This is a genomic window from Pseudomonas sp. LBUM1659 (assembly GCF_059716045.1).
Genome location: NZ_CP166797.1, coordinates 4551686 through 4577526, shown reverse-complemented (window position 1 = coordinate 4577526; position 25841 = coordinate 4551686). Strand labels below are relative to the sequence as shown.

Annotated in this window: 27 protein-coding genes and 1 riboswitch; of the genes, 21 read left to right on the top strand and 6 right to left on the bottom strand. The window is 60.3% G+C overall.

What is annotated here, in order from left to right; translation table 11 throughout:
* Positions 1-257: 257 nt before the first annotated feature.
* Together ACA048_RS20685 and ACA048_RS20680 are read left to right on the top strand one after the other, a co-directional pair.
* Entirely contained in the window at positions 258-1634 is a 1377-nt protein-coding gene (locus tag ACA048_RS20685; protein ID WP_497626060.1) for a pyridoxal-phosphate dependent enzyme, read from the top strand.
* Complete coding sequence (locus ACA048_RS20680) at positions 1631-2806, top strand: trans-sulfuration enzyme family protein (protein ID WP_497626059.1); 1176 nt, start codon at positions 1631-1633, stop codon at positions 2804-2806. The genes ACA048_RS20685 and ACA048_RS20680 overlap by 4 nt, the downstream gene beginning before the upstream one ends.
* 64 nt (positions 2807-2870) lie before the next feature.
* On the opposite strand, the gene ACA048_RS20675 is transcribed toward ACA048_RS20680, so the two are convergent.
* From ACA048_RS20675 to purM, 3 genes are read right to left on the bottom strand one after another with little or no spacing between them, the layout of a single operon-like run.
* The gene (locus tag ACA048_RS20675; RefSeq protein WP_497626058.1) at positions 2871-3584 is read right to left on the bottom strand and encodes a DUF3108 domain-containing protein; all 714 of its coding nucleotides are present in this window, start codon (positions 3582-3584) and stop codon (positions 2871-2873) included.
* Between the two features lie 8 nt (positions 3585-3592).
* Complete coding sequence (gene purN, locus ACA048_RS20670) at positions 3593-4243, bottom strand: phosphoribosylglycinamide formyltransferase (protein ID WP_497626057.1); 651 nt, start codon at positions 4241-4243, stop codon at positions 3593-3595.
* A gap of 11 nt (positions 4244-4254) precedes the next feature.
* On the bottom strand, positions 4255-5313 hold the full coding sequence (gene purM / locus ACA048_RS20665; RefSeq protein ID WP_008013877.1) for a phosphoribosylformylglycinamidine cyclo-ligase: 1059 nt from the start codon (positions 5311-5313) through the stop codon (positions 4255-4257).
* A gap of 371 nt (positions 5314-5684) precedes the next feature.
* Between purM and ACA048_RS20660 the strand changes: the two genes are divergently transcribed.
* The 5 genes from ACA048_RS20660 (at position 5685) to ACA048_RS20640 (ending at position 10361) form a co-directional block, all read left to right on the top strand.
* Positions 5685-6746: a DUF2066 domain-containing protein gene (locus tag ACA048_RS20660; protein ID WP_497626056.1), complete on the top strand. Its 1062-nt coding sequence runs from the start codon at positions 5685-5687 to the stop codon at positions 6744-6746.
* A 38-nt stretch (positions 6747-6784) separates the two neighbouring features.
* Positions 6785-7846, top strand: a complete 1062-nt coding sequence (locus ACA048_RS20655; RefSeq protein ID WP_497626055.1) for an AI-2E family transporter — start codon at positions 6785-6787, stop codon at positions 7844-7846.
* 242 nt (positions 7847-8088) lie between these two features.
* Entirely contained in the window at positions 8089-8793 is a 705-nt protein-coding gene (hda, locus tag ACA048_RS20650; RefSeq protein ID WP_010456804.1) for a DnaA regulatory inactivator Hda, read from the top strand.
* A gap of 242 nt (positions 8794-9035) precedes the next feature.
* On the top strand, positions 9036-9662 hold the full coding sequence (locus ACA048_RS20645) for a C40 family peptidase (protein ID WP_497626054.1): 627 nt from the start codon (positions 9036-9038) through the stop codon (positions 9660-9662).
* 165 nt (positions 9663-9827) lie between these two features.
* Positions 9828-10361, top strand: coding sequence for a C40 family peptidase (locus tag ACA048_RS20640; RefSeq protein WP_497626053.1), 534 nt, complete (start codon positions 9828-9830; stop codon positions 10359-10361).
* A 79-nt stretch (positions 10362-10440) separates the two neighbouring features.
* Here ACA048_RS20640 and ACA048_RS20635 read toward each other — a convergent pair whose 3' ends face one another.
* Both ACA048_RS20635 and ACA048_RS20630 read right to left on the bottom strand, forming a co-directional pair.
* Entirely contained in the window at positions 10441-11754 is a 1314-nt protein-coding gene (locus tag ACA048_RS20635) for a PQQ-dependent sugar dehydrogenase (protein ID WP_497626052.1), read from the bottom strand.
* A 67-nt stretch (positions 11755-11821) separates the two neighbouring features.
* A complete protein-coding gene (locus ACA048_RS20630) occupies positions 11822-12406 on the bottom strand; it encodes a hypothetical protein (RefSeq protein ID WP_497626051.1) in 585 nt (194 codons plus the stop codon).
* Positions 12407-12563: 157 nt separating this feature from the next.
* Positions 12564-12798, top strand: a riboswitch (cobalamin riboswitch).
* 81 nt (positions 12799-12879) lie between these two features.
* Here ACA048_RS20630 and cobO point away from each other — a divergent pair.
* The 14 genes from cobO (at position 12880) to ACA048_RS20560 (ending at position 24444) form a co-directional block, all read left to right on the top strand.
* The gene (gene cobO / locus ACA048_RS20625) at positions 12880-13491 is read left to right on the top strand and encodes a cob(I)yrinic acid a,c-diamide adenosyltransferase (protein ID WP_497626050.1); all 612 of its coding nucleotides are present in this window, start codon (positions 12880-12882) and stop codon (positions 13489-13491) included.
* Positions 13488-14870 carry a cobyrinic acid a,c-diamide synthase CobB gene (locus tag ACA048_RS20620; RefSeq protein ID WP_497626049.1) on the top strand — a complete coding sequence of 461 codons (1383 nt, stop codon included), beginning with the start codon at positions 13488-13490 and terminating at the stop codon, positions 14868-14870. The genes cobO and ACA048_RS20620 overlap by 4 nt, the downstream gene beginning before the upstream one ends.
* Positions 14867-15517 carry a 5,6-dimethylbenzimidazole synthase gene (bluB, locus tag ACA048_RS20615; RefSeq protein ID WP_497626048.1) on the top strand — a complete coding sequence of 217 codons (651 nt, stop codon included), beginning with the start codon at positions 14867-14869 and terminating at the stop codon, positions 15515-15517. The genes ACA048_RS20620 and bluB overlap by 4 nt, the downstream gene beginning before the upstream one ends.
* The gene (gene cbiB / locus ACA048_RS20610) at positions 15514-16422 is read left to right on the top strand and encodes an adenosylcobinamide-phosphate synthase CbiB (RefSeq protein WP_497626047.1); all 909 of its coding nucleotides are present in this window, start codon (positions 15514-15516) and stop codon (positions 16420-16422) included. The genes bluB and cbiB overlap by 4 nt, the downstream gene beginning before the upstream one ends.
* Positions 16415-17407: a threonine-phosphate decarboxylase CobD gene (cobD, locus tag ACA048_RS20605; RefSeq protein WP_497626046.1), complete on the top strand. Its 993-nt coding sequence runs from the start codon at positions 16415-16417 to the stop codon at positions 17405-17407. Before cbiB ends, cobD begins: the two co-directional genes overlap by 8 nt.
* On the top strand, positions 17404-18855 hold the full coding sequence (locus tag ACA048_RS20600) for a cobyric acid synthase (protein WP_497626045.1): 1452 nt from the start codon (positions 17404-17406) through the stop codon (positions 18853-18855). Before cobD ends, ACA048_RS20600 begins: the two co-directional genes overlap by 4 nt.
* Positions 18856-18978: 123 nt before the next feature.
* A complete protein-coding gene (cobU, locus tag ACA048_RS20595; RefSeq protein ID WP_497626044.1) occupies positions 18979-19500 on the top strand; it encodes a bifunctional adenosylcobinamide kinase/adenosylcobinamide-phosphate guanylyltransferase in 522 nt (173 codons plus the stop codon).
* On the top strand, positions 19497-20552 hold the full coding sequence (cobT, locus tag ACA048_RS20590; protein WP_497626043.1) for a nicotinate-nucleotide--dimethylbenzimidazole phosphoribosyltransferase: 1056 nt from the start codon (positions 19497-19499) through the stop codon (positions 20550-20552). Before cobU ends, cobT begins: the two co-directional genes overlap by 4 nt.
* Positions 20549-21124, top strand: coding sequence for an alpha-ribazole phosphatase family protein (gene cobC / locus ACA048_RS20585; RefSeq protein ID WP_497626042.1), 576 nt, complete (start codon positions 20549-20551; stop codon positions 21122-21124). The genes cobT and cobC overlap by 4 nt, the downstream gene beginning before the upstream one ends.
* Before the next feature lie 2 nt (positions 21125-21126).
* Positions 21127-21858, top strand: a complete 732-nt coding sequence (locus ACA048_RS20580; protein WP_497626041.1) for an adenosylcobinamide-GDP ribazoletransferase — start codon at positions 21127-21129, stop codon at positions 21856-21858.
* Between the two features lie 193 nt (positions 21859-22051).
* Entirely contained in the window at positions 22052-22456 is a 405-nt protein-coding gene (locus tag ACA048_RS20575) for a MarR family winged helix-turn-helix transcriptional regulator (RefSeq protein WP_140670571.1), read from the top strand.
* A gap of 53 nt (positions 22457-22509) precedes the next feature.
* Positions 22510-23718: an MFS transporter gene (locus ACA048_RS20570; RefSeq protein WP_497626040.1), complete on the top strand. Its 1209-nt coding sequence runs from the start codon at positions 22510-22512 to the stop codon at positions 23716-23718.
* Positions 23715-23837 carry a hypothetical protein gene (locus tag ACA048_RS20565; RefSeq protein WP_497626039.1) on the top strand — a complete coding sequence of 41 codons (123 nt, stop codon included), beginning with the start codon at positions 23715-23717 and terminating at the stop codon, positions 23835-23837. The genes ACA048_RS20570 and ACA048_RS20565 overlap by 4 nt, the downstream gene beginning before the upstream one ends.
* A 55-nt stretch (positions 23838-23892) precedes the next feature.
* Positions 23893-24444 (top strand): glutathione peroxidase, encoded by a 552-nt coding sequence (locus ACA048_RS20560; RefSeq protein WP_497626038.1) that lies wholly within the window; start codon positions 23893-23895, stop codon positions 24442-24444.
* Between the two features lie 89 nt (positions 24445-24533).
* On the opposite strand, the gene ACA048_RS20555 is transcribed toward ACA048_RS20560, so the two are convergent.
* On the bottom strand, positions 24534-25805 hold the full coding sequence (locus ACA048_RS20555; protein ID WP_497626037.1) for an OmpP1/FadL family transporter: 1272 nt from the start codon (positions 25803-25805) through the stop codon (positions 24534-24536).
* Positions 25806-25841: the final 36 nt, after the last annotated feature.

Below are 25841 nucleotides of genomic sequence, written 5' to 3'. Positions count from 1 at the left end.
AGCCTCCCAGGCTGGAAAATTCGTTCGGTCAAAAAAGACCTTGAAGTTATAGAGCATTCCTCCAGCGGCGCGTTCCACTTTCTTGCGGGGGCATGCCCGTTCGTTGAGCGGATACCGGGTGACCGGCCGGCCGCGCGCGGTTGCGAATGACGCCATCGCGGCCTATGGTCCAAGCGAGGTAATGCCTGTGACCGTCACACAATGACGCGCCGCAGGTTGGTGTCCATCCAGCGCGAAAACCATAGCAAGGTGAAGACATGCCCAACGAATCCCGCCCCGCCGTCCTTGAACTGATTGGTAACACGCCTCTGGTGCGTGTCAGTCGTTTCGATACCGGCCCGTGTACGCTGTTCCTCAAACTCGAATCACAAAACCCCGGCGGATCGATCAAGGATCGCATCGGCCTGGCGATGATCGACGCCGCCGAGCGCGATGGTCGCCTGCAGCCCGGCGGCACCATCGTCGAGGCCACTGCCGGCAACACCGGTCTGGGCCTGGCCCTTGTCGGGCGTGCCAAGGGGTATCGCGTGGTGTTGGTGGTGCCCGACAAGATGTCCACCGAAAAAGTCTTGCACCTCAAGGCGATGGGCGCCGAGGTGCACATCACCCGCTCCGATGTCGGCAAGGGCCATCCCGAGTATTACCAGGATGTGGCCGCGCGGCTGGCAAAGGAGATTCCCGACGCTTTCTTCGCCGATCAATTCAACAACCCGGCCAACCCGCTGGCCCATGAATGCAGCACCGCGCCAGAGATCTGGGCGCAAACCCAGCATGATGTGGATGCTATCGTCGTTGGCGTCGGTTCGGCCGGCACGTTGACCGGCTTGACCCGCTTCTTTAACCGTGTGCAGCCGAATCTGGTCATGGTGTTGGCCGACCCGGTCGGCTCGGTGATGGCCGAATACAGCCGCAGCGGCACCCTCGCAACCCCCGGTTCCTGGGCGGTGGAAGGTATTGGTGAAGACTTCATTCCCTCGATTGCCGACCTGTCCAGCGTGCGCCACGCGTATTCGATCAGCGACGAAGAAAGCTTCGATCATGCCCGCCAACTGTTGCGCGCCGAAGGCATTCTCGGCGGCTCATCGACTGGCACATTGCTGGCGGCGGCGCTGCGATACTGTCGCGAGCAAACCGAGCCGAAACGGGTCGTGAGTTTTGTCTGCGACACCGGCACGCGCTACCTGTCGAAGGTTTACAACGATCAGTGGATGAACGATCAGGGCCTGTTGCAGTACAAGCACTACGGCGATCTTCGCGACTTGATCTCGCGCCGTTTCGAGGATGGTCGAGTGATCAGCGTGGGCCCTGACGACACGCTGCTGACCGCTTTCCAGCGCATGCGCCTGGCGGACGTGTCACAACTGCCGGTGCTGGTGGACGGCCAGCGGCTGGTCGGCGTGATCGACGAGTCCGACATTCTGCTGGGGGTGCACCAGGATGCCTCGCACTTTCGTTTGGCGGTGGCCAGCGCGATGACCGACAAGCTGCAAACCCTGCCTGCCGCTGCCAGTCTGGCGCAGTTGCAGGCGGAACTCGACCGTGGGCTGGTGGCGATCATTGCCGATGCCTCGGGCTTCCACGGACTGATTACCCGCGTCGATCTACTCAATCATCTACGGAGATCCCTGAAATGAGTCACGATAAAGAGGCTGCGCCACATGGATTTGCCACCCGCGTGATCCATGCCGGGCAGGCGCCGGACCCTTCCACCGGGGCGTTGATGCCGCCGATTTACGCCAACTCCACCTATTTGCAGCAAAGCCCAGGCGTGCACAAAGGTCTCGACTACGGGCGCTCGCACAACCCGACGCGCTGGGCGCTGGAGCGCTGCGTGGCGGATCTCGAAGGGGGCACCCAGGCCTTTGCGTTCGCGTCCGGGCTGGCGGCGATTTCCACGGTGCTCGAATTGCTCGATGCCGATTCGCATATCGTCTCGGGCAATGATTTGTATGGCGGTACGTTTCGCCTGTTCGACAAGGTGCGTCGGCGCAGCGCCGGGCATCGTTTCAGCTTTGTCGATCTGACGGACCTGGCGGCCTTCGAAGCAGCGCTGCAGGACGACACACGAATGGTCTGCGTCGAGACGCCGAGCAATCCATTGCTGCGCCTCACTGACCTCGCCGCCATCGCACGCCTCTGTCGCCAGCGCGGCATCATTTGTGTGGCCGACAACACCTTCGCTAGCCCATGGATCCAGCGCCCGCTGGAACTGGGTTTCGATGTTGTGGTGCATTCGACCACCAAGTATTTGAACGGCCACTCCGACGTGATCGGCGGCATCGCGGTGGTCGGGCAGAACGCGGAGCTGCGCGAGCGACTGGGCTTTCTGCAAAACGCAGTGGGCGCCATCGCCGGGCCGTTTGACGCCTTCCTCACCCTGCGCGGTGTGAAAACCCTGGCATTGCGCATGGAGCGCCACTGCAGCAACGCCTTGGCGTTGGCGCAATGGCTGGAACAACAGCCGCAGGTGGCGCGCGTTTATTACCCGGGCCTGCCGTCACATCCGCAGCACGAACTGGCGCGGCAACAGATGCACGGTTTCGGCGGGATGATTTCACTCGATCTGAACAGCGACCTGGCGGGTACCAAACGCTTTCTGGAAAGTGTGCAGATATTTGCGCTGGCGGAGAGCCTGGGCGGGGTGGAAAGCCTGATCGAGCACCCGGCGATCATGACCCACGCCACCATCCCCGCCGACACCCGTGCGCAACTGGGCATCGGCGATGCGCTGGTGCGATTGTCCGTGGGGGTCGAAGATGTCCAAGACCTGCGCGCCGATCTGGCGCAGGCGCTGGCGCGGATTTGAGTTCCAGCAGGCAAAAAAAATCCGGAACCCTTATCGGATTCCGGATTTTCGTGTCGAGCCCGGTTTAGCTGCCTTTGACCGCTTTACCGTTGACCGTACCGTCGAGGAGCATGATGTTGTACTCCTTGCCGTCGGTTTCAACTTGTTGCAAGCGGACCAGCAGGTAGTCCCAGTCCTTGGCAAACCACAGGACGGTAATGCGCTTGTTTTGTGTCGGGTCGCGCACACGCTCGACTTTAATCGCATCGATCTTGCCGGCCTTGGTGTCGACTTTTTCCGAACCCAGTACGCGGAAGTCATAGGTATCGACTTCGCCACCATCGATGACCTGATAGTTCATGCTCTTTTTGCCGGCGGCGACGTCTTCCTGCAGGGCCAGCTGATACGTGGACTTGTCGAGCATTCCACGGTTCAGTGGAACCTTGACCGGGTCGCCACGATCGGTGCCGGTGACCATTTTGGTGGTCCAGTCGAAATCCAGATCAACCTTTTTGGCTTTACCCAGGCCGCCGCGCTCAAAGCGGTAGGACAGAGGCAGCAGGGTGTCCTTGTCCACGGTCAGGGTGCTTTCTTCAGTCAGGCTGGCGATCATCATCGACGCCTTGAAGCTGAGTTTCCAGACGCCGTTGGCTTCCTTGGCCAGGCTGCGTTCAGCCGTGCCGCTCATGGGCAGCTGTTTCCAGTCGGCGGTGTAGCTGGCGGAGAAAGGTTGAAGTTCCGAAGCCTGTGCCAGGGGCAAGGCAAGCAGAGCGCAAGCGAAGAGCAGGGCGCGACGCATAATATCTCCTAGGTTCGTATCAAGTGGCCGCTGGCCGCGAGTAACTTCCCATCCAGTAAAGCACCTTGTTCGCCGAGTGATAAACGACCTTCGGCAAACCAGCGTACAGCCAACGGGTAGATCAGGTGTTCCTGAGCATGGACTCGCTGCGCCAGACTCTGCGGCGAATCCTGCAACTCTACCGGTATTACTGCTTGTACGACCAGTGGTCCGCCATCGAGTTCCTCGGTGACGAAGTGGACGGAGCAGCCGTGCTCGGTGTCGCCGGCCTCCAACGCGCGCTGATGAGTGTGTAACCCTTTGTATTTGGGTAGCAGCGACGGATGGATATTGAACAGGCGACCGGCGTAATGGCGCACGAAGTCAGCGCTGAGAATGCGCATGAAACCGGCCAGAACCACGAGTTTGGGATTGAACGCGTCGATCAGTTCGATCAGTGCAGCATCGAAGGCCTCGCGGCCTTCGAAAGCCTTGTGATCCAGGGTGCGGGTGTCGATACCCGCGTCCCTGGCGCGTTGCAGGCCATAAGCATCGGCGCGGTTGGAAATCACCGCAGCGATGCGGGCCGGGCTGTCGCCGGTCCGCGTGCTGTCGATCAAGGCCTGCAAGTTACTGCCGGTGCCGGACAACAGCACCACGACATCACAGGTCTTAGGCATCCGCTCTTGCATCAGTGTGCCTTGAGGTTCTTCAGTTCAACCTGGGCCGCGCCTTCGGCAGCGGTGGCGATCTGGCCGATGACCCATGGCTGTTCGCCGGCTTCACGCAGTACGTTCAATGCGGTTTCAACGTGCTCTTGAGCGACGCAGATCACCATGCCCACGCCGCAGTTCAACACGCGGTGCATTTCGTTTTCGTCGACGTTGCCTTTCTCTTGCAGCCAGTCGAACACGGCAGGGCGGGTCCAGCTCGCCACGTCAACCACCGCTTGTGCGCCTTTTGGCAGAACGCGCGGAATGTTGTCCAGCAGGCCGCCACCGGTGATGTGGGCCATGGCTTTGACAGCGCCGGTTTCCTTGATCAGCTTGAGCAACGGCTTCACGTAGATGCGGGTCGGGGCCATCAGCAGGTCGGTCAGCGGTTTGCCGTCGAGCTGGATGTTTTCGATATCGGCACCCGACACTTCGATGATCTTGCGGATCAGCGAGTAGCCGTTGGAGTGCGGGCCGGAAGACGGCAGGGCGAGCAAGGCGTCGCCGGCAGCGACTTTCGAACCGTCGATGATTTCGGATTTTTCCACGACGCCGACGCAGAAGCCGGCGAGGTCGTAGTCTTCGCCTTCATACATGCCAGGCATTTCAGCGGTTTCGCCGCCGACCAGGGAGCAGCCAGACAGTTCGCAGCCTGCGCCGATACCGGTCACGACTTGGGTCGCGGTTTCGACGTTGAGTTTGCCGGTAGCGTAGTAGTCGAGGAAGAACAGCGGTTCAGCGCCGCAGACCACCAGGTCGTTCACGCACATGGCCACCAGATCGATGCCGATGCTGTCGTGCTTGTTCAGGTTCAGTGCCAGGCGCAGCTTGGTGCCCACACCGTCGGTGCCGGAAACCAGTACGGGCTGCTTGTAGCCAGCCGGGATTTCGCAGAGGGCGCCGAAACCGCCCAGGCCGCCCATGACTTCCGGGCGCGCAGTGCGCTTGGCGACGCTCTTGATGCGTTCGACCAATGCTTCACCGGCGTCGATGTCTACACCGGCGTCCTTGTAGCTCAGGGAGGGTTGCTTGCTCATGATCCAGGCCTTTAGGGGGGATTCAGGGGTAACGACCGAGTCCAGCGGGGACGCCGAATTCGACGGGGGGCGATTGCCTCACACGAAATTCGGGCTACCCGGCTTTTGCCGGTCTGCGAAGGCGCGCGATTTTATCAGGCTTGAGGGGCAGCGGCCATCCTCAGGCCGACAGCAGGGGCATATCCCATTAAAAAAATTGATATTGACCGTATTAGCGGCTGTATAAGGTATCGCGATTAACCGTCTATCGTTAGGGCAGCGTCAAAAACTTATCGGGGTCGGGTGAATGTTTTGCGCGAGGTGATGGTCATAGCCTTGCTCAATGCCTTCATGCGGTCAGTTCCAGCCGCTCTTGTCGTCAGGAATCTTCCATGCGTTTTCTTTCCAGATTTTTGTGTTTGAGCTGTTTGTCCCTTTTCAGTCTCGCCAGTCATGCCGAAACCGTGAAAGGTCTCTATCAAGTGCGCGAGCCTGTCACCAGTCAGGCGCCCGAGGAGCGTGATCAAGCGACCCAGCGTGCACTGGATACGCTGGTGTTGCGTCTGACCGGCGATCCCAAGGCGGCGCAAAGTCCGGGCTTGGCGGCCCTGCGCAAAGATCCGCAGCAGATCATCAGTCAATACGGCTTTGAGGCGGGGCCGCCGGAAGTGCTAAAGGTCGACTTCGACCCAGCCTCCACCGAGCAGGCGTTGCGTCGTGCGGGGCTGTCGTTGTGGGGCGCGAATCGGCCATCGATCCTCGGCTGGTGGTTGAACGACTCCACCGAAGGTTCGAGCCTGGTGGGCGATGGTCAGGCCAGCGCCGCGCCTCTGCGTCGAGCGGCGCAACACCGCGGCTTGCCCTTGCGCTTGCCGCTGGCGGATTTGAGTGAGCAGTTGGTGGCTACAGCGCCGACGCTGGAAGGTACGGATGCGACGCCTCTGCATAAAGCATCGGAACGTTACAACGCTGACGCTTTGCTGGCGGTGCATGCCCGGGAAGAGGGCGGACAGTGGCAGGCCAAATGGAATTTGTGGATGGGCGAAAAGAAGGAAGCGGGCAGCGTGCAAGGCGCGGATCAGGCCGCGGTGGCCGATGCGGTGATGCTGGCGGTCAGCGAGCGGCTGGCGCCACGGTTTGTCGTCAAGCCCGGTGCTTCGGGCGAGCAATTGCTGGAAGTGCAGGGCATGAACCTGGAGCGTTACGCGGCGCTGGGGCGATTGCTCGATCCGTTTGGCGCGCGTCTGCAAAGTGTCAGCGGTGATCGTATCCTTTATCGGGTCAATGGCAGCGCTGAGCAGCTGCGCTCGCAGTTGTCGCTGGCGAAGTTGCAGGAAGTACCGGCCGGTGAAGCTGTCACGCCCGTAGCGCCAGTTATGCCTGTGGTGCAGGGTTCGGCGCCTGCTGTAGCGCCAGCCCCGGCACCGACGCCGCAATTGCGCTTCCGCTGGTAAGGTTTTCTTTCTTTATATAGATGCATATGGAGTGGTACATGGCCGATACGCGCCGTTGGTTCTGGTTGGGTGGAGTGGTTCTGCTCTGCGCGTTTGTCTGGCTGTTGCATCCGATCCTGACCCCTTTTCTGGTGGCGCTGCTGCTGGCCTATCTGTTCGATCCGCTGGTGGATCGACTGGAGAAGGTCGGGCTTTCAAGGACGTGGGGTGTGGTGGCGGTATTCGCACTGTTCACCCTGATTTTCACCACGCTGCTACTGGTGTTGGTGCCGCTGCTGGCCAAGCAACTGTTTCGTTTGTATGAGTTGGCACCGCAAATGCTCGACTGGCTGCAACACACCGCACTGCCGTGGGCGCAATCGAAGTTCGGGTTGTCCGAAGGCTTCTGGAAATTTGACAGGCTCAAGGCCGCGATCAGCGAACACATGACGCAGACCAGTGACATCGTCGGTGTGGTGTTGAGCCAAGCCACGGCGTCCGGTCTCGCGTTGATTGGCTGGTTGGCCAATCTGGTGTTGATCCCGGTGGTGAGTTTTTACCTGCTGCGGGACTGGGATCTGATGATGGCGAAGGTCCGCAGCCTGTTACCGCGTGATCGCGAAGAGCGCGCTGTGTTGCTGGCTGACGAATGCCACGAAGTGCTGGGTGCATTCGTGCGCGGGCAATTGCTGGTGATGGTGGCGCTGGGGGTGATCTACTCTGCGGGCCTGATGCTGGTGGGGTTGGAATTGGGACTTTTGATCGGTGTAATTGCCGGTCTGGCCGCGATCGTGCCGTACATGGGCTTTGTCATAGGGATTGGCACGGCACTGATTGCCGGACTGTTCCAGTTCGGTGGCGACCTTTACCCAATGTTGGGCATTGTCGCAGTGTTCATGGTCGGGCAAGCGCTGGAGGGCATGGTGCTCACGCCATTGTTGGTAGGGGACCGGATCGGTCTGCACCCGGTGGCGGTGATTTTTGCCATTCTGGCGGGCGGCGAGCTGTTCGGTTTCACGGGTGTGTTGCTGGCGTTGCCGGTGGCGGCGGTAATCATGGTGTTGGTGCGCCATGTGAATGATTTATATAAAGATTCTGATATGTACAGCGGTGCGGATTAGCCAAAGCGGTAAGGTTCGTTGAAAGGTCGTCGCGGCCAACCCGGGTCATTGCCGGGTTGGCCTGCATCCCCTGTGTGGCTGTCACATGCACCGCCAACAAAACTGTCACGAAACCAGTGCGTTAACGCAAACCTTTGATTTTGCTTGTGGTCTGTCGCATTGTGCGACCAGCGTCACGGGTATAAACTTCGCAAACTTTACACAGAGGTCACTAACGGTTCCCTTGGAACTGTTCAGTCAGCATGAAACCGATTCAGCTGCCCCTAGGTGTGCGTCTGCGTGATGACGCTACCTTTATCAATTACTACCCAGGCGCCAATGCCGCAGCACTCGGCTATGTCGAGCGGCTATGCGAAGCCGACGCCGGGTGGACCGAAAGCCTGATTTATCTCTGGGGCAAGGACGGGGTAGGGCGTACGCACTTGTTGCAGGCGGCCTGCCTGCGCTTCGAGCAGTTGGGGGAGCCGGCGGTCTACTTGCCTTTGGCCGAGCTGCTTGATCGTGGCATCTCCATTCTCGATAACCTCGAACAATACGAACTGGTCTGCCTGGATGATTTGCAGGCGGTTGCCGGTCGGGCGGATTGGGAAGAGGCGCTGTTCCATCTGTTCAATCGTCTGCGCGACAGCGGTCGTCGCCTGCTCATCGCCGCGTCGACATCACCGCGTGAATTGCCGGTGAAGCTGGCGGACTTGAAGTCGCGTTTGACCCTGGCCCTGATCTTTCAGATGCGCCCGCTTTCCGATGAAGACAAATTGCGCGCTTTGCAATTGCGTGCATCGCGTCGCGGCTTGCACCTGACCGATGAAGTCGGGCATTTTATTTTGACCCGCGGTACTCGCAGCATGAGTGCGCTGTTCGAGCTGCTTGAGCGTCTCGATCAGGCCTCTCTTCAAGCTCAGCGCAAGCTGACAATCCCCTTCCTGAAAGAAACCCTGGGCTGGTAACAAAAGCCTGGTAACAAAAGCCTGGTGAAACCTAAGCCTGGTAGGGGTTTTGGCATATTTCAGGCGCCAGTAGATCCGCTTTCCTACAGGGCTGCAGGCTGCGCGAGCGTCTAAAACGGGCTTGAGCGCTTAGATGTAAACGCGAAACCGATAAGTCACATAAAGTTCGATTGAATTTGCAAATGAGGATGATAGCGGGCATAGTCTCGGCTTCTTTACAACTATCAGCCACGGTCGTGCCCATGCTAAAGCGCTTCGCACCCCTCGTGCCTCTCGCACTCGTCACCCTGTTGTTCGGTTGCGCTGCTCACTCTCCAGTGTCCCAGCAAGAGCAACAACAGCAGGTTAAAAATTCAGTTACCGCTCAATCTTCTTCCGTTATTTTCCAGGAAGAATTGGCCACCAATAAAGAACTGGCCGACTTTGCCGACGGCAAGTCGTACCAGCTTCCGGGTCTGGCCGACAGCATTCTAGAGCGTGGCATGTCCCTGATCGGTACCCGTTACCGTTTCGGCGGTACCTCTGAAGCCGGTTTCGATTGCAGCGGCTTCATCGGTTATCTGTTCCGTGAAGAAGCGGGCATGAACCTGCCACGCTCCACTCGCGAAATGATCAACGTGGACGCACCGCTGGTAGCTCGCAGCGCGCTGAAGCCAGGCGATCTGCTGTTCTTCGCCACCAACGGTCGTCGCGGCCGCGTCAGTCACGCCGGAATCTACCTGGGTGATAACCAGTTCATCCACTCCAGCAGCCGCAAAAGCGGTGGCGTCCGGATCGATAGCCTGGGTGACAGCTACTGGAACAAGACCTTCATCGAAGCCAAGCGCGCCCTCGCGATGGCCCCGACCGTGGTCACCGCTCGCAAGTAAACGTACAAGTTGTAAGGCGAAGTTAAAGTCTTACTTGAAGTTTGCCGTGTAGCCGCTAGAATTCTGATCTATAAATGATGGCAAACCGCCTGCGCCCCGCGCAGGCGGTTTTCTTTTCTGCACTCCCTGCAGAAAAAGCCGCAGCCAGATCAGGATGTTCTGCTTATGACGATGTCGGCCCGCCTCGCACTCCTGTTCTTCGCAGCGCTGCTCAGCGCCTGCGCCAGCCGCACCCCGCCTGCGCCGATGGTTCGCGCGCCCATTATTTTCGGTAACCCGCAGTCCTTTTCCCCTGAGGCAGAAGACGTGCTGTTCCGCGCGCTCGGCCTGGTGGGGACGCCGTATCGATGGGGTGGCAACACGCCGGATTCGGGCTTCGATTGCAGTGGGTTGATCGGCTACGTTTACCGTGATGTTGCCGGCATTTCCTTGCCGCGTACCACGCGCGAGATGATCAGCATGCAAGCCGCCAATGTGGGCAAGGAAGGCCTGCAAACCGGTGACCTGATTTTCTTCGCCACCAACGGTGGCTCTCAGGTCAGCCATGCCGGGATTTACGTCGGCGAAGGCCGCTTCGTGCATGCGCCGGCGACTGGCGGCACGGTGAAGCTCGACAGTCTGTCCAAAGCCTATTGGCAGAGGGCATACCTGAGCGCCAAACGCGTTCTGCAGCCCCAGCACCTGGCACGCAATCCGTAGGAGCAAGCTTGTTCGCGATGAGGCCGGCTCATCCAGCATCAATGTGACTGGCCTACTGCTATCGCGAGCAGGAGGGCGACTATTTGGCGGCAGACACGCGCCACACCTTGTTCCCCACATCATCCGCCACCAGCAAGTCACCCTGCTGATCGATCACCACGCCCACCGGCCGGCCCCTGGCTTCTTCGTCTTCATTGAGAAAACCAGTCAGCACATCAACCGGTTGCCCCTTCGGTTTGCCGCCCGCAAACGGCACGAAAATCACTTTGTAGCCACTGCGCGGTTTACGGTTCCACGAGCCGTGCTGGCCGATGAAAGCCCCTTCCTTGAATTGCGCGGGCAGTGTGTTGCCTTCAGCGAACGTCAGGCCCAGCGATGCAGTGTGCGGACCCACCGCGTAGTCCGGCTTGATGGCCTTGGCCACCAGGTCCGGATTTTGCGGCTCGACGCGAATGTCGACATGTTGACCGTAGTAGCTGAATGGCCAGCCATAGAATCCGCCATCCTTGACCGAGGTGATGTAGTCCGGCACCAGGTCGCTGCCGATCTCGTCCCGCTCGTTGACCGCCGTCCACAGCGCGCCGCCGCGGGGCTCCCAGGCCAAGCCGTTGGGATTGCGAATCCCGGAAGCGAATATTCGGTGATTGCCGGTGGCGCGGTCCACTTCCCAGATCGCCGCGCGGCCTTCTTCCTTGTCCAGACCGTTTTCACCGACGTTGCTGTTGGAGCCCACCGTGACGTACAGCTTGCTGCCGTCCTTGCTGGCGATGACGTTTTTGGTCCAGTGATGATTTAGCGTGCCCCCCGGTAGATCCACCACTTTGATCGGCGGCGATTTGATCGCCGTGGCACCGCTTTCATAGTGAAAACGCAGCAAGCGGTCGGTGTCGGCCACGTACAGGTCATTGCCCACCAGCGTCATGCCAAAGGGCGAATTGAGGTTTTCCAGGAATACCGTGCGGGTTTCGGCGATGCCGTCGTGGTCCTTGTCACGCAGCAGCGTGATGCGGTTCGGGCTGGGAACGGTGGCACCGGCGCGGCTCATGGCTTTGCCCATGACCCAGCCACGAATGCCTTTGCCGTCATCGGGTTTGGGCGGCGCGTTGGTTTCGGCCACCAGCACGTCACCGTTGGGTAGCACGTAGAGCCAGCGCGGGTGATCGAGGCCTTCAGCAAAGGCAGTCACTTGGGTCCCGGCGGCAGCGGTGGGTTTCGCGCCATCCGGCCAGCCGATCGCCTGAGCGACGTTCACCGTCGGGATCAGGGTTTTATTCGGTTCGGGCAGCTTGGGTGACGGGCCGGTGCCGTCGGAGACTTGCAGGCTGGAGGTTTCGCCGCAGGCGGCAAGCCCTCCGGCGAGCACGATGACGAGAACGAGCGGAGACTTGCGCATGCTGGTCTTCCCTATGAATGCAGTGTCTTATTCATAGAGAAGATAAACGGTGCGATGGTTCAACCGGTCAGCCGCGAGCTTCCTTGAACAAGACGGCGATGCCCGGGTGATAGTTGCCGGCTTCGTTACGCAACTTGCGGTAGGCGTAGGGGAAATACCAGGCCACCGCGCAGCAGTGCTCCTTTTGCAGGTCGTCGACCATGTCCTGAAGTTCTTCCGGGGTGGCGCTCTGCTGGGCTTTTTGCGGAGCAACGAACAGGCAGCCGAGTTTCAGGTCGCTGGTGTAGCTGAGGCGTTTGGCGTCGCCTGTGATGTCTTGCAGCGCCTGCGTCAGGTTCAGGCTGTTGACCTTGGGCCAGCGTTGAGTGGCTTGAAAATAGGCGCGTTCTTCGGCGGTCGCGATAAACAGATCGGCGCGGGCGTTGCGTTCGCCTTCTTCGATTTGTTTACGGGTCGGCGCGTTTTGCAGTGTGACCATTTCCGCCATCCACGCAGCGGTAGAGAGCAAGCCAAGGTTGGCCTTTTCGTCATGCCAGTAAGGCGCTTCGTTATCGCCGCGAATCGTGTGGTAGCGGTCGATACAGTCAAACCAGCGTTCCAGCACCGGTCGCAGGAATTCCAGCTTCGGATTGCTGATAATCATGCCTTGCATGTTGCTCACCCTTGTAATTGTGTTGTTGTTGGGTTGTGGCTCTTTGATATCACTGCTGGCCGTTTGCTGCAAGATTGGCGTCAGTAAATTGGCCGGCGGCAGTATATCGCTCACCGCGGCTTTGTCTTCATTTGACGCTCCACCCCCAACCCTCTAACCTTCGCGGCTTGTTTCAGGTGCTCTGTGGCATTGGCCGACAGAGTGAAACAGGGAAGCCGGTGAGTGACTATCGTCAAACCACGAATCCTTACGATCCCGGCGCTGCCCCCGCAACGGTAAATGAGTGAAGACTGCGCCTTGAGCCACTGTGTCTGTTTTCGGCATGGGAAGGCGCGCAGTCCGGCATATCGCCACTCATGAGCCCGGAGACCGGCCTGATTCATCCAGCGGCATCACGGTGGGCGATGCCAGGCTTCTTGCCGTCTATTCTTGTGCCTGCCCGCCGTTATCCAGCCTCAACGGAGAGCTCCCCCATGACCGATACCCCAGATCGTGACGAACGTCATTTGGCGCGCATGCAGCGCAAAAAAGCCGTGATCGACGAACGCATCGCCAATTCCCCGAACGAGTGCGGCTTGCTGCTGGTGCTGACCGGTAACGGTAAAGGCAAAAGCAGTTCGGCATTCGGCATGCTCGCCCGGTCCATGGGCCACGGCATGCAATGCGGTGTGGTGCAGTTCATCAAGGGCCGCAACAGCACCGGCGAAGAACTGTTCTTCCGTCGTTTCACGGAGCAAGTGCGTTTCCATGTCATGGGCGAGGGCTTCACCTGGGAAACCCAGGACCGCCAGCGTGACATTGCCGCCGCCGAAGCCGCCTGGGCGGTGTCCCGTGAATTGCTCAGCGATCCGTCCATCGGTCTGGTGGTGCTCGATGAGCTGAACATCGCCCTCAAGCACGGCTACCTCGACCTCGATCAGGTGCTCAGCGATTTGCAGGCGCGCCCGCCGATGCAGCACGTGGTGGTGACCGGTCGCGGCGCCAAGCCGGAAATGATTGAACTGGCCGACACTGTCACCGACATGGGCGTGATCAAACACGCGTTCCAGGCTGGGATCAAAGCGCAGAAAGGCGTGGAGCTGTGAATCAACCACGTCATTGCCCAGCGGTACTGATTGCCGCGCCGGCCTCCGGTCAGGGCAAGACCACCGTCACCGCAGCCCTGGCCCGTTTGCATCGCAATCAGGGGCGCAAGGTGCGCGTGTTCAAATGCGGCCCGGACTTTCTCGATCCGATGATTCTCGAGCGCGCCAGCGGTGCGCCGGTGTATCAACTGGACATGTGGATGGTCGGCGAGCAGGAAAGTCGTCGACTGTTGTGGGAGGCGGCCGGTGAGGCGGACTTGATCCTCATCGAAGGTGTCATGGGGCTGTTCGATGGTACGCCGTCCAGCGCCGACCTGGCGCGGCACTTTGGTGTGCCGGTACTCGCTGTGATCGACGGCACTGCCATGGCCCAAACCTTTGGTGCGTTGGCGTTGGGCTTGGCGACGTATCAGCCGGATTTGCCGTTTGCCGGCGTGTTGGCCAACCGGGTTGGCACCTTGCGTCACGCGCAATTGCTCGAAGGCAGCCTGACGCAAGGTTTGCGCTGGTACGGTGCTTTGTCGCGGGAAACCGGGATCGAATTGCCGAGTCGTCACTTGGGTCTGGTTCAGGCCAGTGAGCTGAATGATCTCGATCTGCGCCTCGATGCGGCGGCCGATGCGTTGGCCAGCAGTTGCGAAGTAGCGCTGCCACCTGCAGTGGACTTTGCCGCACCTGATGTGATCGCTGCCGAACCGTTGCTCGCAGGTGTGCGAATTGCTGTGGGCCGTGATGAAGCGTTCGCGTTCACCTACGGCGCGAGCCTGGATTTGTTGCGAGCCATGGGTGCCGAGCTGTCGTTCTTCTCGCCGATCCGCGATAGCGAATTACCGGAGGCTGACAGCCTTTATCTGCCAGGCGGTTATCCGGAATTGCACCATGTGGCGCTGTCTCAAAACACCTCGATGCTTAATGCAATTCGCGCACACCATGCGGCGGGTAAACCGCTGTTGGCCGAATGTGGCGGCATGTTGTATCTGCTCGACTCGTTGACTGATGTCGAAGGCACTCGCGCCGAACTGGCGGGTTTGCTCAAAGGCGATGCGGTGATGCAAAAGCGTCTGGCTGCGTTGGCGTTGCAAGCGGTCGAACTGCCGGAAGGTGCGTTGCGTGGGCACACGTATCACCATTCGCTGACCAGTACCGAACTTGAGCCGATTGCGCGTGGCCTGAGCCCGAATGGCGGGCGGGGTGCGGAGGCGGTTTATCGTGAGGGGCGGATGACGGCTTCTTATGTGCATTTTTACTTCCCATCCAATCCCGCTGCTATAGCCGCATTGTTTGCGCCTGACCTTGAGGCCGCCAACGCGAGCAGGCTCACTCCTACATCGGATCACCTGAACCCTGTAGGAGCGAGCCTGCTCGCGAAGAGGCCATGAGCGACAACGCATTCTGCGAAGCCGAACGCGCAGCGGTCTACCGCGCCATCGCCGAACGCCGCGACATGCGTCACTTCAGCGGCGGCACCGTCGAGCCCGAACTATTGCGACGCCTGCTCGAAGCCGCACACCAGGCACCCAGTGTCGGCCTGATGCAGCCCTGGCGTTTCATCCGCATCAGCGACCGAACCTTGCGCGGCAAGATCCGGTCGCTGGTGGAAGAAGAACGCATCCGCACCGCCGAAGCCCTTGGCGAGCGCACCGATGAATTCATGAAGCTCAAGGTCGAAGGCATCAGTGACTGCGCCGAGGTGCTGGTCGCCGCGCTGATGGATGATCGCGAGCGTCACATCTTCGGCCGTCGCACCTTGCCGGAAATGGACATGGCCTCGTTGTCCTGCGCAATCCAGAACCTGTGGCTGGCCTCCCGCGCCGAAGGTCTGGGCATGGGCTGGGTGTCGCTGTTCGAGCCGCAAGCGCTGGCGGACCTGCTGGGTTTGCCAGTCGGGGCCAAGCCGTTGGCGGTTCTTTGTCTGGGGCCGGTCAAGGCATTCTATCCGGCGCCGATGCTGGTACTCGAAGGCTGGGCGCAAGCGCGTCCGCTTAGCGAATTGCTGTATGAAAACTATTGGGGAGTGAGTCAATGAGTGTGGCGTTATTGAGTGTCGCCGCGGTTGCGCTGGACGCGCTGCTGGGTGAGCCCAAACGCTGGCATCCGCTGGTGGCGTTCGGCCGTTTTGCCGAGCGCATCGAGCAACGATTCAACGGCGGTGGTCGAGGCTGGCGCAGCCATGGCGTCACCGCGTGGGTGCTGGCGGTGCTGCCGCTGACCTTACTCGCAACGGCATTGTCCTGGGCGCCTTATGTGGGTTGGGTCGTTGAGATTCTCGCGCTGTATTGCGCCCTTGGCATGCGCAGCCTCGGTGAGCACGTCGGACCGGTGGCCAAGGCCCTGCGCAGTGATGACCTGGAAGAAGCGCGTACACGCGTGGGTTATCTGGTCAGTCGCCAGACCAGTGAACTGGATAAAACCGAAGTCGCCCGTGCGGCCACCGAGTCAGTTCTGGAGAACGGCAGCGATGCGGTGTTCGCTGCGCTGTTCTGGTTTGCCGTGGCCGGTGCGCCCGGTGTGGTGCTCTACCGTTTGAGCAACACGCTGGATGCGATGTGGGGTTATCGCAATGAACGCTTCGAACGATTCGGCTGGGCGGCGGCGAAGATCGACGACGTCCTCAACTACATTCCCGCACGCTTGGTGGCGTTGACCTACGCGCTACTGGGAAAAACCCGCCTGGCGTTGAAATGCTGGCGAATCCAAGCCCCCACCTGGGACAGCCCGAATGCCGGCCCGGTGATGGCGGCGGGCGCCGGTGCATTGGGCGTCGAGTTGGGTGGGTCGGCGATTTATCACGGTGAAGTGCATCAGCGTCCGCAACTGGGCGAAGGCGTGCCGGCGGATCCCGATTCCATTGACCGTGGCTGGCAATTGGTTCAGCGCGGGGTATGGTTATGGTTGCTGATTCTCTGCGTGGGGGCTGAATTCTATGCTTGAGCACGGTGGCCGATTGCGCAAGGCGGCGCGCGAATACGGCATTGCAGAAGCCGATTGGCTCGACTTATCCAGCGGCCTGGCGCCCTGGCCATTTCCGGTTCCCGACATCCCGTTACGCGCCTGGGCACGTTTGCCGGAATCCGGAGACGGCCTGGAGCAGGCGGCCTGCGACTATTACAGCGCCACTCAAGTGCTGCCGGTGGCCGGTTCGCAAATGGCCATCCAGCTACTTCCGCGTTTGCGGCGTGCCGGCAAGGTCGGCGTGCTGTCGCCGTGCTACGCCGAACACGCTGAAGCCTGGCGACGCTGCGGCTACATCGTACGTGAGGTGCTGGAGCAGGAAGTCGACTTCTTTATCGACAGCCTCGACGTGCTGGTGGTGGTCAACCCGAACAACCCGACCGGTTTGAGCCTGACCCCGAGTCGTCTGCTCGACTGGCACACCCGACTGGCCTCGCGCGGTGGCTGGCTGGTGGTGGACGAGGCGTTCATGGACAACACGCCGCAGTTGAGTGTGGCGCCGTTTACCCACATGGTCGGCTTGATTGTATTGCGTTCGTTCGGCAAGTTTTTCGGTCTGGCCGGCGTGCGATTGGGTTTTGTACTCGCCGAACGCAAACTGCTCAACTTGCTCGCCGAGCAAGTGGGGCCGTGGGCGGTCAGCGGGCCGACCCGTGTGATTGGCCAGGCCTGTCTGCTGGACACCGAAGGTCACGCCCGCCAACGACAGCGCAGCGAAATAGCCCGCGAGCGTCTGGTGCGGCTGCTTGAGCAGTTCGGATTCAAGCCGCAGGGCGGATGCGCCTTGTTCCAATGGCTGATCACCGATCAAGCGGAGCAACTGTATGTGTTCATGGCTCGGCAGGGAATATTGCTGCGCTTGTTCCCACACAACAGCGGCCTTCGTTTTGGCTTGCCCGCTGACGAAGCGGACTGGACACGCCTGGCGCAAGCCTTTGAAACCTACGTCAAGGAAGCCCAATGAGCACATTGATGGTGCAGGGCACTACGTCCGACGCCGGTAAAAGCACGCTGGTGACGGCGCTGTGTCGCTGGGTGGTGCGCCAGGGCGTGCGTGTCGTGCCGTTCAAGCCGCAGAACATGGCGCTCAACAGCGCGGTGACCGCTGACGGTGGTGAAATCGGTCGCGCGCAAGCCGTGCAGGCTCAAGCCGCCAACCTTGAACCGCACACCGACATGAACCCGGTGCTGCTCAAGCCCAACAGCGACACCGGCGCTCAAGTGATCATTCATGGTCGCGCGGTCACGACGATGAACGCCGTTGCCTATCACGACTACAAAGCCATCGCCATGCAAGCGGTGCTGGCCTCCCATGAACGCTTGAGTGCGGCGTATCCGCTGGTAATGGTCGAAGGCGCGGGCTCGCCCGCCGAGATCAATCTGCGGGCCGGCGATATTGCCAACATGGGCTTTGCCGAAGCGGTGGATTGCCCGGTGGTGCTGATTGCCGACATTAATCGCGGCGGAGTTTTTGCGCATCTGGTGGGCACTTTGGAGTTACTGTCGCCGACCGAACAGGCGCGCATCAAAGGCTTCATCATCAATCGTTTTCGCGGCGACATCGCCTTGCTGCAACCCGGCCTCGATTGGCTCGAAGAGCGCACCGGCAAACCGGTGATCGGCGTCCTGCCGTACGTGATGGATCTGCACCTGGAGGCCGAAGACGGCATCGATCAGCGCCAGATCGACAAGGCCGACCAGGTGCTGAAAGTCGTGGTGCCAGTGTTGCCGCGAATCAGCAACCACACCGATTTCGATCCACTGCGCCTGCATCCGCAAGTGGACCTGCAATTCATCGGCCCCGGTCAGGCGATTCCGCCGGCCGACCTGATCATCCTGCCCGGCTCGAAAAGCGTGCGCAGCGACCTCGCGTATTTGCGGGGCAATGGCTGGGATTCGGCGATCAGTCGCCATCTGCGTTATGGCGGCAAAGTGCTGGGGATTTGCGGTGGTTTGCAAATGCTCGGTGAGCACGTGCATGACCCGTTGGGTCTGGAAGGCGCACCGGGTTCCAGTGCCGGTCTGGGGTTGCTGGCGTTCGAAACACAGCTCGAAGAAGAGAAGCAATTGCGCAATGTGCGCGGGCGTTTGGCCCTGGAAGATGCGGCTGTCAGCGGCTATGAAATCCATGCGGGCGTGACCACCGGGCCGGCGTTGGAAAACGCCGCTGTGCAGTTGGACGATGGTCGCTGCGATGGTGCGCAAAGTGTGGATGGACAGATTTTCGGCACGTACCTGCATGGCCTGTTTGAATCGCCGGCGGCGTGCAGTGCATTGCTGCGCTGGGCGGGATTGCAGAATGTGCAGGAAGTCGATTACCACGCATTGCGCGAGCGCGATATCGAGCGGCTGGCGGATTTGGTGGAACAGCATCTGGATACGCGGCTGTTGCGTGAGCTCTGTGGTTTCTGAGGTGATTGTTCTGGCCTCTTCGCGGGCGAGCCCGCTCCTACAGGGTTATCGCAATCAACTGTAGGAGCTGGGCTTGCCCGCGAAGAGGTCAGCCGCCTCACCGATGATTTTAAGGAATAAACAATGCTCCAACTCATCCTCGGCGGCGCCCGCTCCGGCAAAAGTCGTCTGGCCGAAAAACTCGCCACCGACAGCCGGTTGGCGGTGACCTACATCGCCACGAGCCAACCGCTGGACGGCGAAATGAACGACCGCGTCGCCCATCACCGCGCCCGGCGCCCCGCCGAGTGGGCATTGATCGAAGAACCGATCGAACTCGCCCGCGTCCTGCGCGAAACCGCCCGCGCCAACCGTTGCCTGCTGGTGGATTGCTTGACGCTGTGGATGACCAATCTGCTGATGCTTGATGACGCCGAACGCATCAACGCTGAACGCGAAGCGCTGTTGGACAGCCTGGCCTCGTTGCCGGGTGAAATCATTTTTGTCAGCAACGAGACCGGAATGGGGGTCGTGCCGCTGGGCGAATTGACTCGCCGTTACGTCGATGAAGCCGGTTGGCTGCATCAAGCGTTGGCCGAGCGCTGCCAGCGTGTCGTCCTGACCGTCGCTGGCCTGCCCCTGACTTTGAAAGGAACTGCGTTATGACTCGATCCTGGTGGCTGAACCCGTGCAAACCGATCAATGCGCAAGCCGTCGAACAGGCGCAGGCGCGTCAACAGCAACTGACCAAGCCTGCCGGCTCCCTCGGCCGACTGGAATCGGTGGCGGTGCAATTGGCCGGGTTGCAGGGGCAGGTCAAGCCGAGTCTGGATCACTTGTGGATCGCGATTTTTGCCGGTGACCATGGTGTCGTGGCTGAAGGGGTGTCGGCGTTTCCTCAGGAAGTCACCGGGCAGATGCTGCACAACTTCGTCAACGGCGGTGCGGCGATCAGTGTATTGGCGCGACAGTTGGGCGCTTCCCTTGAGGTGGTGGATCTGGGCACGGTCACACCGACCTTGAATCTGCCTGGTGTGCGTCACTTGAACATCGGCGCCGGCACGGCGAATTTCGTCAAAGGCCCGGCCATGACGGCGGCCCAGGGTGAACTCGCTTTGCAGGCCGGTCGTGACAGCGTGCATCGCGCCATCGCAGCCGGGGCTCAATTGTTTATCGGCGGCGAAATGGGCATCGGCAACACCACCGCAGCCAGTGCATTGGCCTGTGCCTTGCTCGATTGCCCGGTGGTGCATCTGGCCGGGCCGGGGACTGGTCTGGACGCGGCGGGTGTCAGCCACAAGGCTCAGGTCATCGAGCGTGCGTTGGCGCTGCACGGTGCTCAGCGCGGGGACGCTTTGCAGACTCTCTTCAATTTTGGCGGCTTTGAAATTGCCGCGCTGGTTGGCGCGTATCTGGCGTGTGCGCAGGATGGCGTGGCGGTGCTGGTCGATGGGTTCATTTGCAGCGTCGCGGCATTGGTGGCGGTGCGTTTGAATCCTGATTGTCGTGAGTGGCAGCTGTTCGGTCATCGCGGCGCCGAGCCTGGCCATCGTCATGTGCTGGAAACCCTGGACGCCGAACCGTTGCTGGATCTTGGGCTGCGCCTGGGCGAGGGCAGCGGTGCGGCGTTGGCCGTGCCGTTGTTGCGACTGGCCTGCGACCTTCACGGGCAGATGGCGACCTTCGCCGAAGCGGCCGTTGCGGACCGTCCGGCATGACGTTGCGTCTGGACCTGTTGCGACATGGCGAGACCGAACTCGGTGGCGGGTTGCGCGGCAGTCTCGATGACGCACTGACCGCAAAAGGCTGGGAGCAGATGCGCGCGGCGATGATTGAGCAGGGGCCATGGGATCGTTTGGTCAGCTCACCCTTGCAGCGTTGCGCGCGGTTTGCCGAAGAGCTCGGCGCGCAACTGGGTTTGCCGGTGCACTTGGAAAAAGACCTGCAAGAACTGCACTTTGGTGCCTGGGAAGGGCAGAGCGCGGCGGCGTTGATGGAAACTGATGCCGACGCATTGGGCCTGTTCTGGGCTGATCCTTATTCGTTTACGCCGCCGGACGGTGAGCGGGTGGCGGACTTTTCCAAGCGGGTAGTGGCGGCCATTGAGCGACTGGTTGTCGCCTATGCTGGTGAGCGGATTCTGTTGATCAGCCATGGTGGGGTCATGCGTTTGTTGCTGGCTCAGGCGCGGGGGCTGCCGCGGGAGCAGTTGCTCAACGTCGAAGTCGCTCATGGCTCGCTGTTTTCGTTGAGCGTCGAACCCGGCGTCATGCTCAAGGAAGCGATCTGACCATGCTGCCATTCTGGATCGCCCTGCAATTTTTGAGCAGTCTGCCGATTCGACTGCCCGGCATGCCGACGCCTCAGGAATTGGGCCGCTCACTGCTGTTTTATCCGCTGGTGGGGCTGCTGTTCGGCGCGATCCTGTGGGCGTTGAACTGGCTGTTGCTGGGCACGCCATTGTTGCTGCATGCCGCGTTATTGCTGACAGTTTGGGTCTTGCTCAGCGGCGCGTTGCACCTGGACGGACTGGCCGATAGCGCCGACGCATGGCTCGGCGGATTTGGCGACCGGGAACGTACGCTGACGATCATGAAAGACCCGCGCAGCGGACCGATTGCCGTGGTAACGCTGGTGTTGGTGTTGTTGCTGAAGTTCGCGGCGTTGCTGGCGTTGATCGAGCAACAGCACAGTATTGTCCTGATCATTGTTCCGCTGATTGGCCGCGGTGCGATGCTGGGTTTGTTCCTGACTACACCGTATGTACGTGCTGGCGGGCTGGGGCAGGCGCTGGCTGATTATCTGCCGCGATTGGCGGGTAAACAGGTGTTGGTGGTCAGTGCGGTGGCGTGTGTGCTGATTGCGGGGCTCAGCGGTGTTTGGGCGCTTGTGCTGGCAGCAGTGGTTTTTGTGTGGCTGCGGCAGTTGATGTTGCGTCGATTGGGTGGGACGACAGGAGACACGGCCGGCGCGATGCTGGAGTTGCTGGAGATGGCAGTGCTGGTAGGATTGGCGTTGGTCTGATGCTTTGTGGGTAGGATGTGTTGGCCCCTTCGCGAGCAAGCCCGCTCCCACATTTAACCGAGTCCTCCAGAGAGAATGCGGTCGAATGTGGGAGCGGGCTTGCTCGCGAAGGCGGTCTGCCAGTCACTCCCAAACGTCTGATTAAACCCATCTGTAACTTGATTTAACACAACCGCGGGTATATACACGCACCATGCTCGACTCCCAATGTTTATGCATCAACCTGCGTCGCGCCGCCCGTGGCGTCAGCAGGCATTACGACGGCGCTCTCGACGGCTTCGGGATCAACGTTGCCCAGTATTCTTTGCTGTGCAATTTGCAGCGTCTGGATCAACCGAGTATTTCCACCCTCGCCGAAGCCATGGGGCTGGACCGCAGCACCCTCGGGCGCAATTTGCGGGTGCTGGAAGGCGAGGGGCTGGTAATGCTGGTCGAGGGCGAGGACATGCGTAATCGCATCGTCCGACTGACCGAGGCGGGCGCTGAACGCCTGGCAGCGGCCTTGCCGGCCTGGGAAGCGGCTCAACAACGGTTGATTGACCGACTGGGCGCCGAAAAACGTGAAACCTTGCTGAGACTGCTGGATGAACTGGCCTGAAGCCGGTTTTTCCGATCTTAAGCGGGTATATACCCGCTACCGGAGAATAAGAAATGACATCGATGTGGCGTACTTGCGGTTGGGTGTTGTTGGGGAGTGCGCTGATCCTTGCGTTGTCTTTGGGCGTGCGTCACGGCTTTGGGCTGTTTCTGGCGCCGATGAGTGCCGAGTTCGGCTGGGGGCGTGAGACGTTTGCGTTTGCCATCGCTTTGCAGAATCTGATCTGGGGCCTGGCGCAGCCCTTCACCGGTGCGCTGGCCGACCGCTTCGGTGCGGCGAAAGTGGTGCTGATTGGTGGCGTGCTGTATGCCCTGGGCCTGGTGTTCATGGGGCTGTCTGATTCCGCCGTGACATTGTCCCTGAGTGCCGGCCTGTTGATCGGCATCGGCCTGTCCGGCACCTCGTTTTCGGTGATCCTCGGCGTGGTCGGCCGTGCGGTGCCGCCTGAGAAGCGCAGCATGGGTATGGGCATCGCCAGTGCCGCCGGTTCGTTCGGTCAGTTCGCGATGTTGCCGGGCACGTTGGGCTTGATCGCTTGGCTCGGCTGGTCCGCCGCGTTGCTGGTGCTGGGCTTGTTGGTGGCGTTGATCGTGCCGCTGGTGAGCATGCTCAAGGACAAGCCGTTGCCGGTCCTCGGCCATGAACAAACTCTCTCCGAAGCGCTACATGAAGCTTGCTCTCACTCGGGGTTTTGGTTGTTGGCGTTCGGCTTCTTCGTGTGCGGTTTCCAAGTGGTGTTCATCGGCGTGCATTTGCCGGCTTATCTGGTCGATCAACACCTTCCGGCCACCGTCGGCACCACGGTGTTGGCGCTGATCGGGTTGTTCAACATCTTCGGTACATATACCGCCGGCTGGCTCGGTGGGCGTATGTCGAAACCGCGCTTGCTGACCGGTTTGTACTTGCTGCGGGCGGTGGTGATTGCGCTGTTCCTGTGGGCGCCGGTGACGACGACAACGGCGTACCTGTTCGGCATGGCCATGGGGTTTCTGTGGCTGTCGACGGTGCCGTTGACCAACGGCACCGTGGCGACCTTGTTCGGTGTGCGAAACCTGTCCATGCTCGGTGGGATTGTTTTCCTGTTTCACCAGCTCGGCTCCTTTCTCGGCGGCTGGTTGGGCGGGGTGGTGTATGACCGAACCGGGAGCTATGACTTGATCTGGCAAGTGGCAATTCTCTTGAGCCTGTTGGCAGCTGCCCTGAACTGGCCGGTGCGTGAGCGGCCGGTAGCGCGGCTGCAATCACAGATGAGTGCGATATGAACCGTCTTTGGCCGCGGATCGCTGTAGCGGCCGCCTGCGCCTTGCTGCTGGCGTTGTCGTGGTGGGGCTGGCATCAGGGCGGGCTGGCGCTGATGCAGTTGGGCATGGGTGCTTGCTAGCGAGTGGCGAGGGCGAGTAACTTCGTTTTTGACGACTTATCAAGGATGCACCGACATGTTGAAGCGCTGGATTGCAGTTCCCGCGTTGCTGATTGCATTTACCGGGCTGGCCCAGGCAGCCGAGTGCCCTGAGCTGCTACAAGGTTCATTGCAAAAGCTGCGCGCCAAGGAAACCATCGATCTGTGCCAACGGTATGAGGGTAAACCGCTGGTTGTAGTCAATACCGCGAGCCACTGCGGTTTCGCCCCACAGTTCAAGAGCCTTGAGGCGCTCAATCAGCGTTTCAAGGGGCAGGGGCTGGAGGTGATTGGCGTTCCGTCGAATGACTTCAAGCAAGAGTCCAAGGACACCGCCGAGACCGCCAAGGTCTGTTACGTGAACTACGGCGTGACCTTCACCATGACCGAGCCGCAGAAAGTGCGAGGCGAAGACGCGACGCACCTGTTCAAGGTTCTCGCCAAACAGACCAGTGCGCCGAAATGGAATTTCTACAAATACGTAGTCGATCGCAAGGGCAAGGTCATTGCCAATTTTTCCAGCCTGACCAAACCCGATGATCCCGAGTTCATTGCAGCGGTGGAGCAAGCCCTGGCTTCCCAACCCTGATCAACGCCCACTAAAAAGCCCCGCCTCTGTACCAGAGAGCGGGGCTTTTTTGATTCAGCCGGCGAGTGGTTCAGGCTCGCCGTGAATCATCAGAAGCGGTAGGTCGCACCGAGACCGAAACCGTTCGCCGAGTTTTCATACTTGGCGTTGTAGCTCTGACCACGGTCGTTGCTGTTGTTGACCTTGACCGACTGTTCGCGCAGGTACGAATACGCCAGGTCGATGGTCAGGTCGTCGGTAGGGCTCCAACCGGCGCCCAGGCTGAACGCCTTGCGATCGCCCGTCGGGATGCGTGGGGAACGGTCGACGTTGTTGGTCGGTGCCTGGTCAATGGACAGGCCGCCACGCAGTACCCATTGTTTGTTCAGCTGGTAGGCCGCGCCGATGGCGTGAGCCCAGGTGTCGTGCCAGTTCTGTTCTTCGGTGATGGTACCGAATTGGCCGTTCAGGACGGTTGGAACACCACTGTTTTCGACGGTGATTTCTTTCAGGCGGCTCCAGCGAGTCCAGGTGCTGCCTGCGTAAAGAGTCCACTGGTCGTTGAGCTGGTGAGTGACCGAGAAGTCCACCGATTCAGGCGTGGTCAGGTCCAGCGACGCGTCGTATTTCTGATTCGGGTTCTGGCCGATCAGGCCCAGTACGTTGTAGTTGACCTTGGTGTTGCCTTCGAGCTTGTACTTCACTTTTGAGTGGTAGGTCAGGCCGACGCGAGTGCTGTCGGTCGCTTGAACCAGCACGCCGATGTTGTAGCCCAGCGCGGTGTCGTCACCGGTGATCTTGACCTTGCCGTCTGGCTGGGCCTGGGTGATCGACAGGTTCGATTCCAGGGTGCCGTCGATGCGGTTGATGGTCGGACCGAAACCGATGGAAACCTTGTCGTTGAAGGCGTAGCTGACAGTCGGTTGCAGGGTGGCGATTTTTACTTCGCTCTTGCTGCCGAAGTAACGACCGGCAAAGTTGTTTTCGTAGTCGGTTACCAGACCGAACGGTGCGTACACGCCAATACCGAAGGCCCACTTGTCGTCGATTGGCTTGACGTAGTAGCCCATAGGTACGGCGATGAACGGAACCATGTCGCCGTCGTTGCTGCCGCCGTTCGGGAAGGAGCTTGCGTCGCTGATGTCAGTGTGTGCGTCGATCATCGCAAGACCGCCGGTGACTTGTTCGCGCTTGATGCGGGACATGCCGGCAGGGTTGCCAAAAATTGTACTTGCGTCATCAGCAGAGGAAGATCGCCCGGCAAAACCTGTACCCATCCCGCTGATACTTTGTTCGTTAATGGCAAAGCCACTTGCAAAGATCTGGGTGGACGCCAGGGTAACGGCGAGGCTAAGGGTGGTTTTGAGCATTACTTTTTTCATTATTCGAACTCGAGGTGATCACCGGGGCGAAAATTA

Coding starts and splice junctions, on each gene's coding strand:
- ACA048_RS20685 (WP_497626060.1), top strand. CDS start 258: ATGCCCAACGAATCCCGCCCCGCCGTCCTTGAACTGATTGGTAACACG.
- ACA048_RS20680 (WP_497626059.1), top strand. CDS start 1,631: ATGAGTCACGATAAAGAGGCTGCGCCACATGGATTTGCCACCCGCGTG.
- ACA048_RS20675 (WP_497626058.1), bottom strand. CDS start 3,584: ATGCGTCGCGCCCTGCTCTTCGCTTGCGCTCTGCTTGCCTTGCCCCTG.
- purN (WP_497626057.1), bottom strand. CDS start 4,243: ATGCCTAAGACCTGTGATGTCGTGGTGCTGTTGTCCGGCACCGGCAGT.
- purM (WP_008013877.1), bottom strand. CDS start 5,313: ATGAGCAAGCAACCCTCCCTGAGCTACAAGGACGCCGGTGTAGACATC.
- ACA048_RS20660 (WP_497626056.1), top strand. CDS start 5,685: ATGCGTTTTCTTTCCAGATTTTTGTGTTTGAGCTGTTTGTCCCTTTTC.
- ACA048_RS20655 (WP_497626055.1), top strand. CDS start 6,785: ATGGCCGATACGCGCCGTTGGTTCTGGTTGGGTGGAGTGGTTCTGCTC.
- hda (WP_010456804.1), top strand. CDS start 8,089: ATGAAACCGATTCAGCTGCCCCTAGGTGTGCGTCTGCGTGATGACGCT.
- ACA048_RS20645 (WP_497626054.1), top strand. CDS start 9,036: ATGCTAAAGCGCTTCGCACCCCTCGTGCCTCTCGCACTCGTCACCCTG.
- ACA048_RS20640 (WP_497626053.1), top strand. CDS start 9,828: ATGACGATGTCGGCCCGCCTCGCACTCCTGTTCTTCGCAGCGCTGCTC.
- ACA048_RS20635 (WP_497626052.1), bottom strand. CDS start 11,754: ATGCGCAAGTCTCCGCTCGTTCTCGTCATCGTGCTCGCCGGAGGGCTT.
- ACA048_RS20630 (WP_497626051.1), bottom strand. CDS start 12,406: ATGCAAGGCATGATTATCAGCAATCCGAAGCTGGAATTCCTGCGACCG.
- cobO (WP_497626050.1), top strand. CDS start 12,880: ATGACCGATACCCCAGATCGTGACGAACGTCATTTGGCGCGCATGCAG.
- bluB (WP_497626048.1), top strand. CDS start 14,867: ATGAGCGACAACGCATTCTGCGAAGCCGAACGCGCAGCGGTCTACCGC.
- cbiB (WP_497626047.1), top strand. CDS start 15,514: ATGAGTGTGGCGTTATTGAGTGTCGCCGCGGTTGCGCTGGACGCGCTG.
- cobD (WP_497626046.1), top strand. CDS start 16,415: ATGCTTGAGCACGGTGGCCGATTGCGCAAGGCGGCGCGCGAATACGGC.
- ACA048_RS20600 (WP_497626045.1), top strand. CDS start 17,404: ATGAGCACATTGATGGTGCAGGGCACTACGTCCGACGCCGGTAAAAGC.
- cobU (WP_497626044.1), top strand. CDS start 18,979: ATGCTCCAACTCATCCTCGGCGGCGCCCGCTCCGGCAAAAGTCGTCTG.
- cobT (WP_497626043.1), top strand. CDS start 19,497: ATGACTCGATCCTGGTGGCTGAACCCGTGCAAACCGATCAATGCGCAA.
- cobC (WP_497626042.1), top strand. CDS start 20,549: ATGACGTTGCGTCTGGACCTGTTGCGACATGGCGAGACCGAACTCGGT.
- ACA048_RS20580 (WP_497626041.1), top strand. CDS start 21,127: ATGCTGCCATTCTGGATCGCCCTGCAATTTTTGAGCAGTCTGCCGATT.
- ACA048_RS20575 (WP_140670571.1), top strand. CDS start 22,052: ATGCTCGACTCCCAATGTTTATGCATCAACCTGCGTCGCGCCGCCCGT.
- ACA048_RS20570 (WP_497626040.1), top strand. CDS start 22,510: ATGACATCGATGTGGCGTACTTGCGGTTGGGTGTTGTTGGGGAGTGCG.
- ACA048_RS20565 (WP_497626039.1), top strand. CDS start 23,715: ATGAACCGTCTTTGGCCGCGGATCGCTGTAGCGGCCGCCTGCGCCTTG.
- ACA048_RS20560 (WP_497626038.1), top strand. CDS start 23,893: ATGTTGAAGCGCTGGATTGCAGTTCCCGCGTTGCTGATTGCATTTACC.
- ACA048_RS20555 (WP_497626037.1), bottom strand. CDS start 25,805: ATGAAAAAAGTAATGCTCAAAACCACCCTTAGCCTCGCCGTTACCCTG.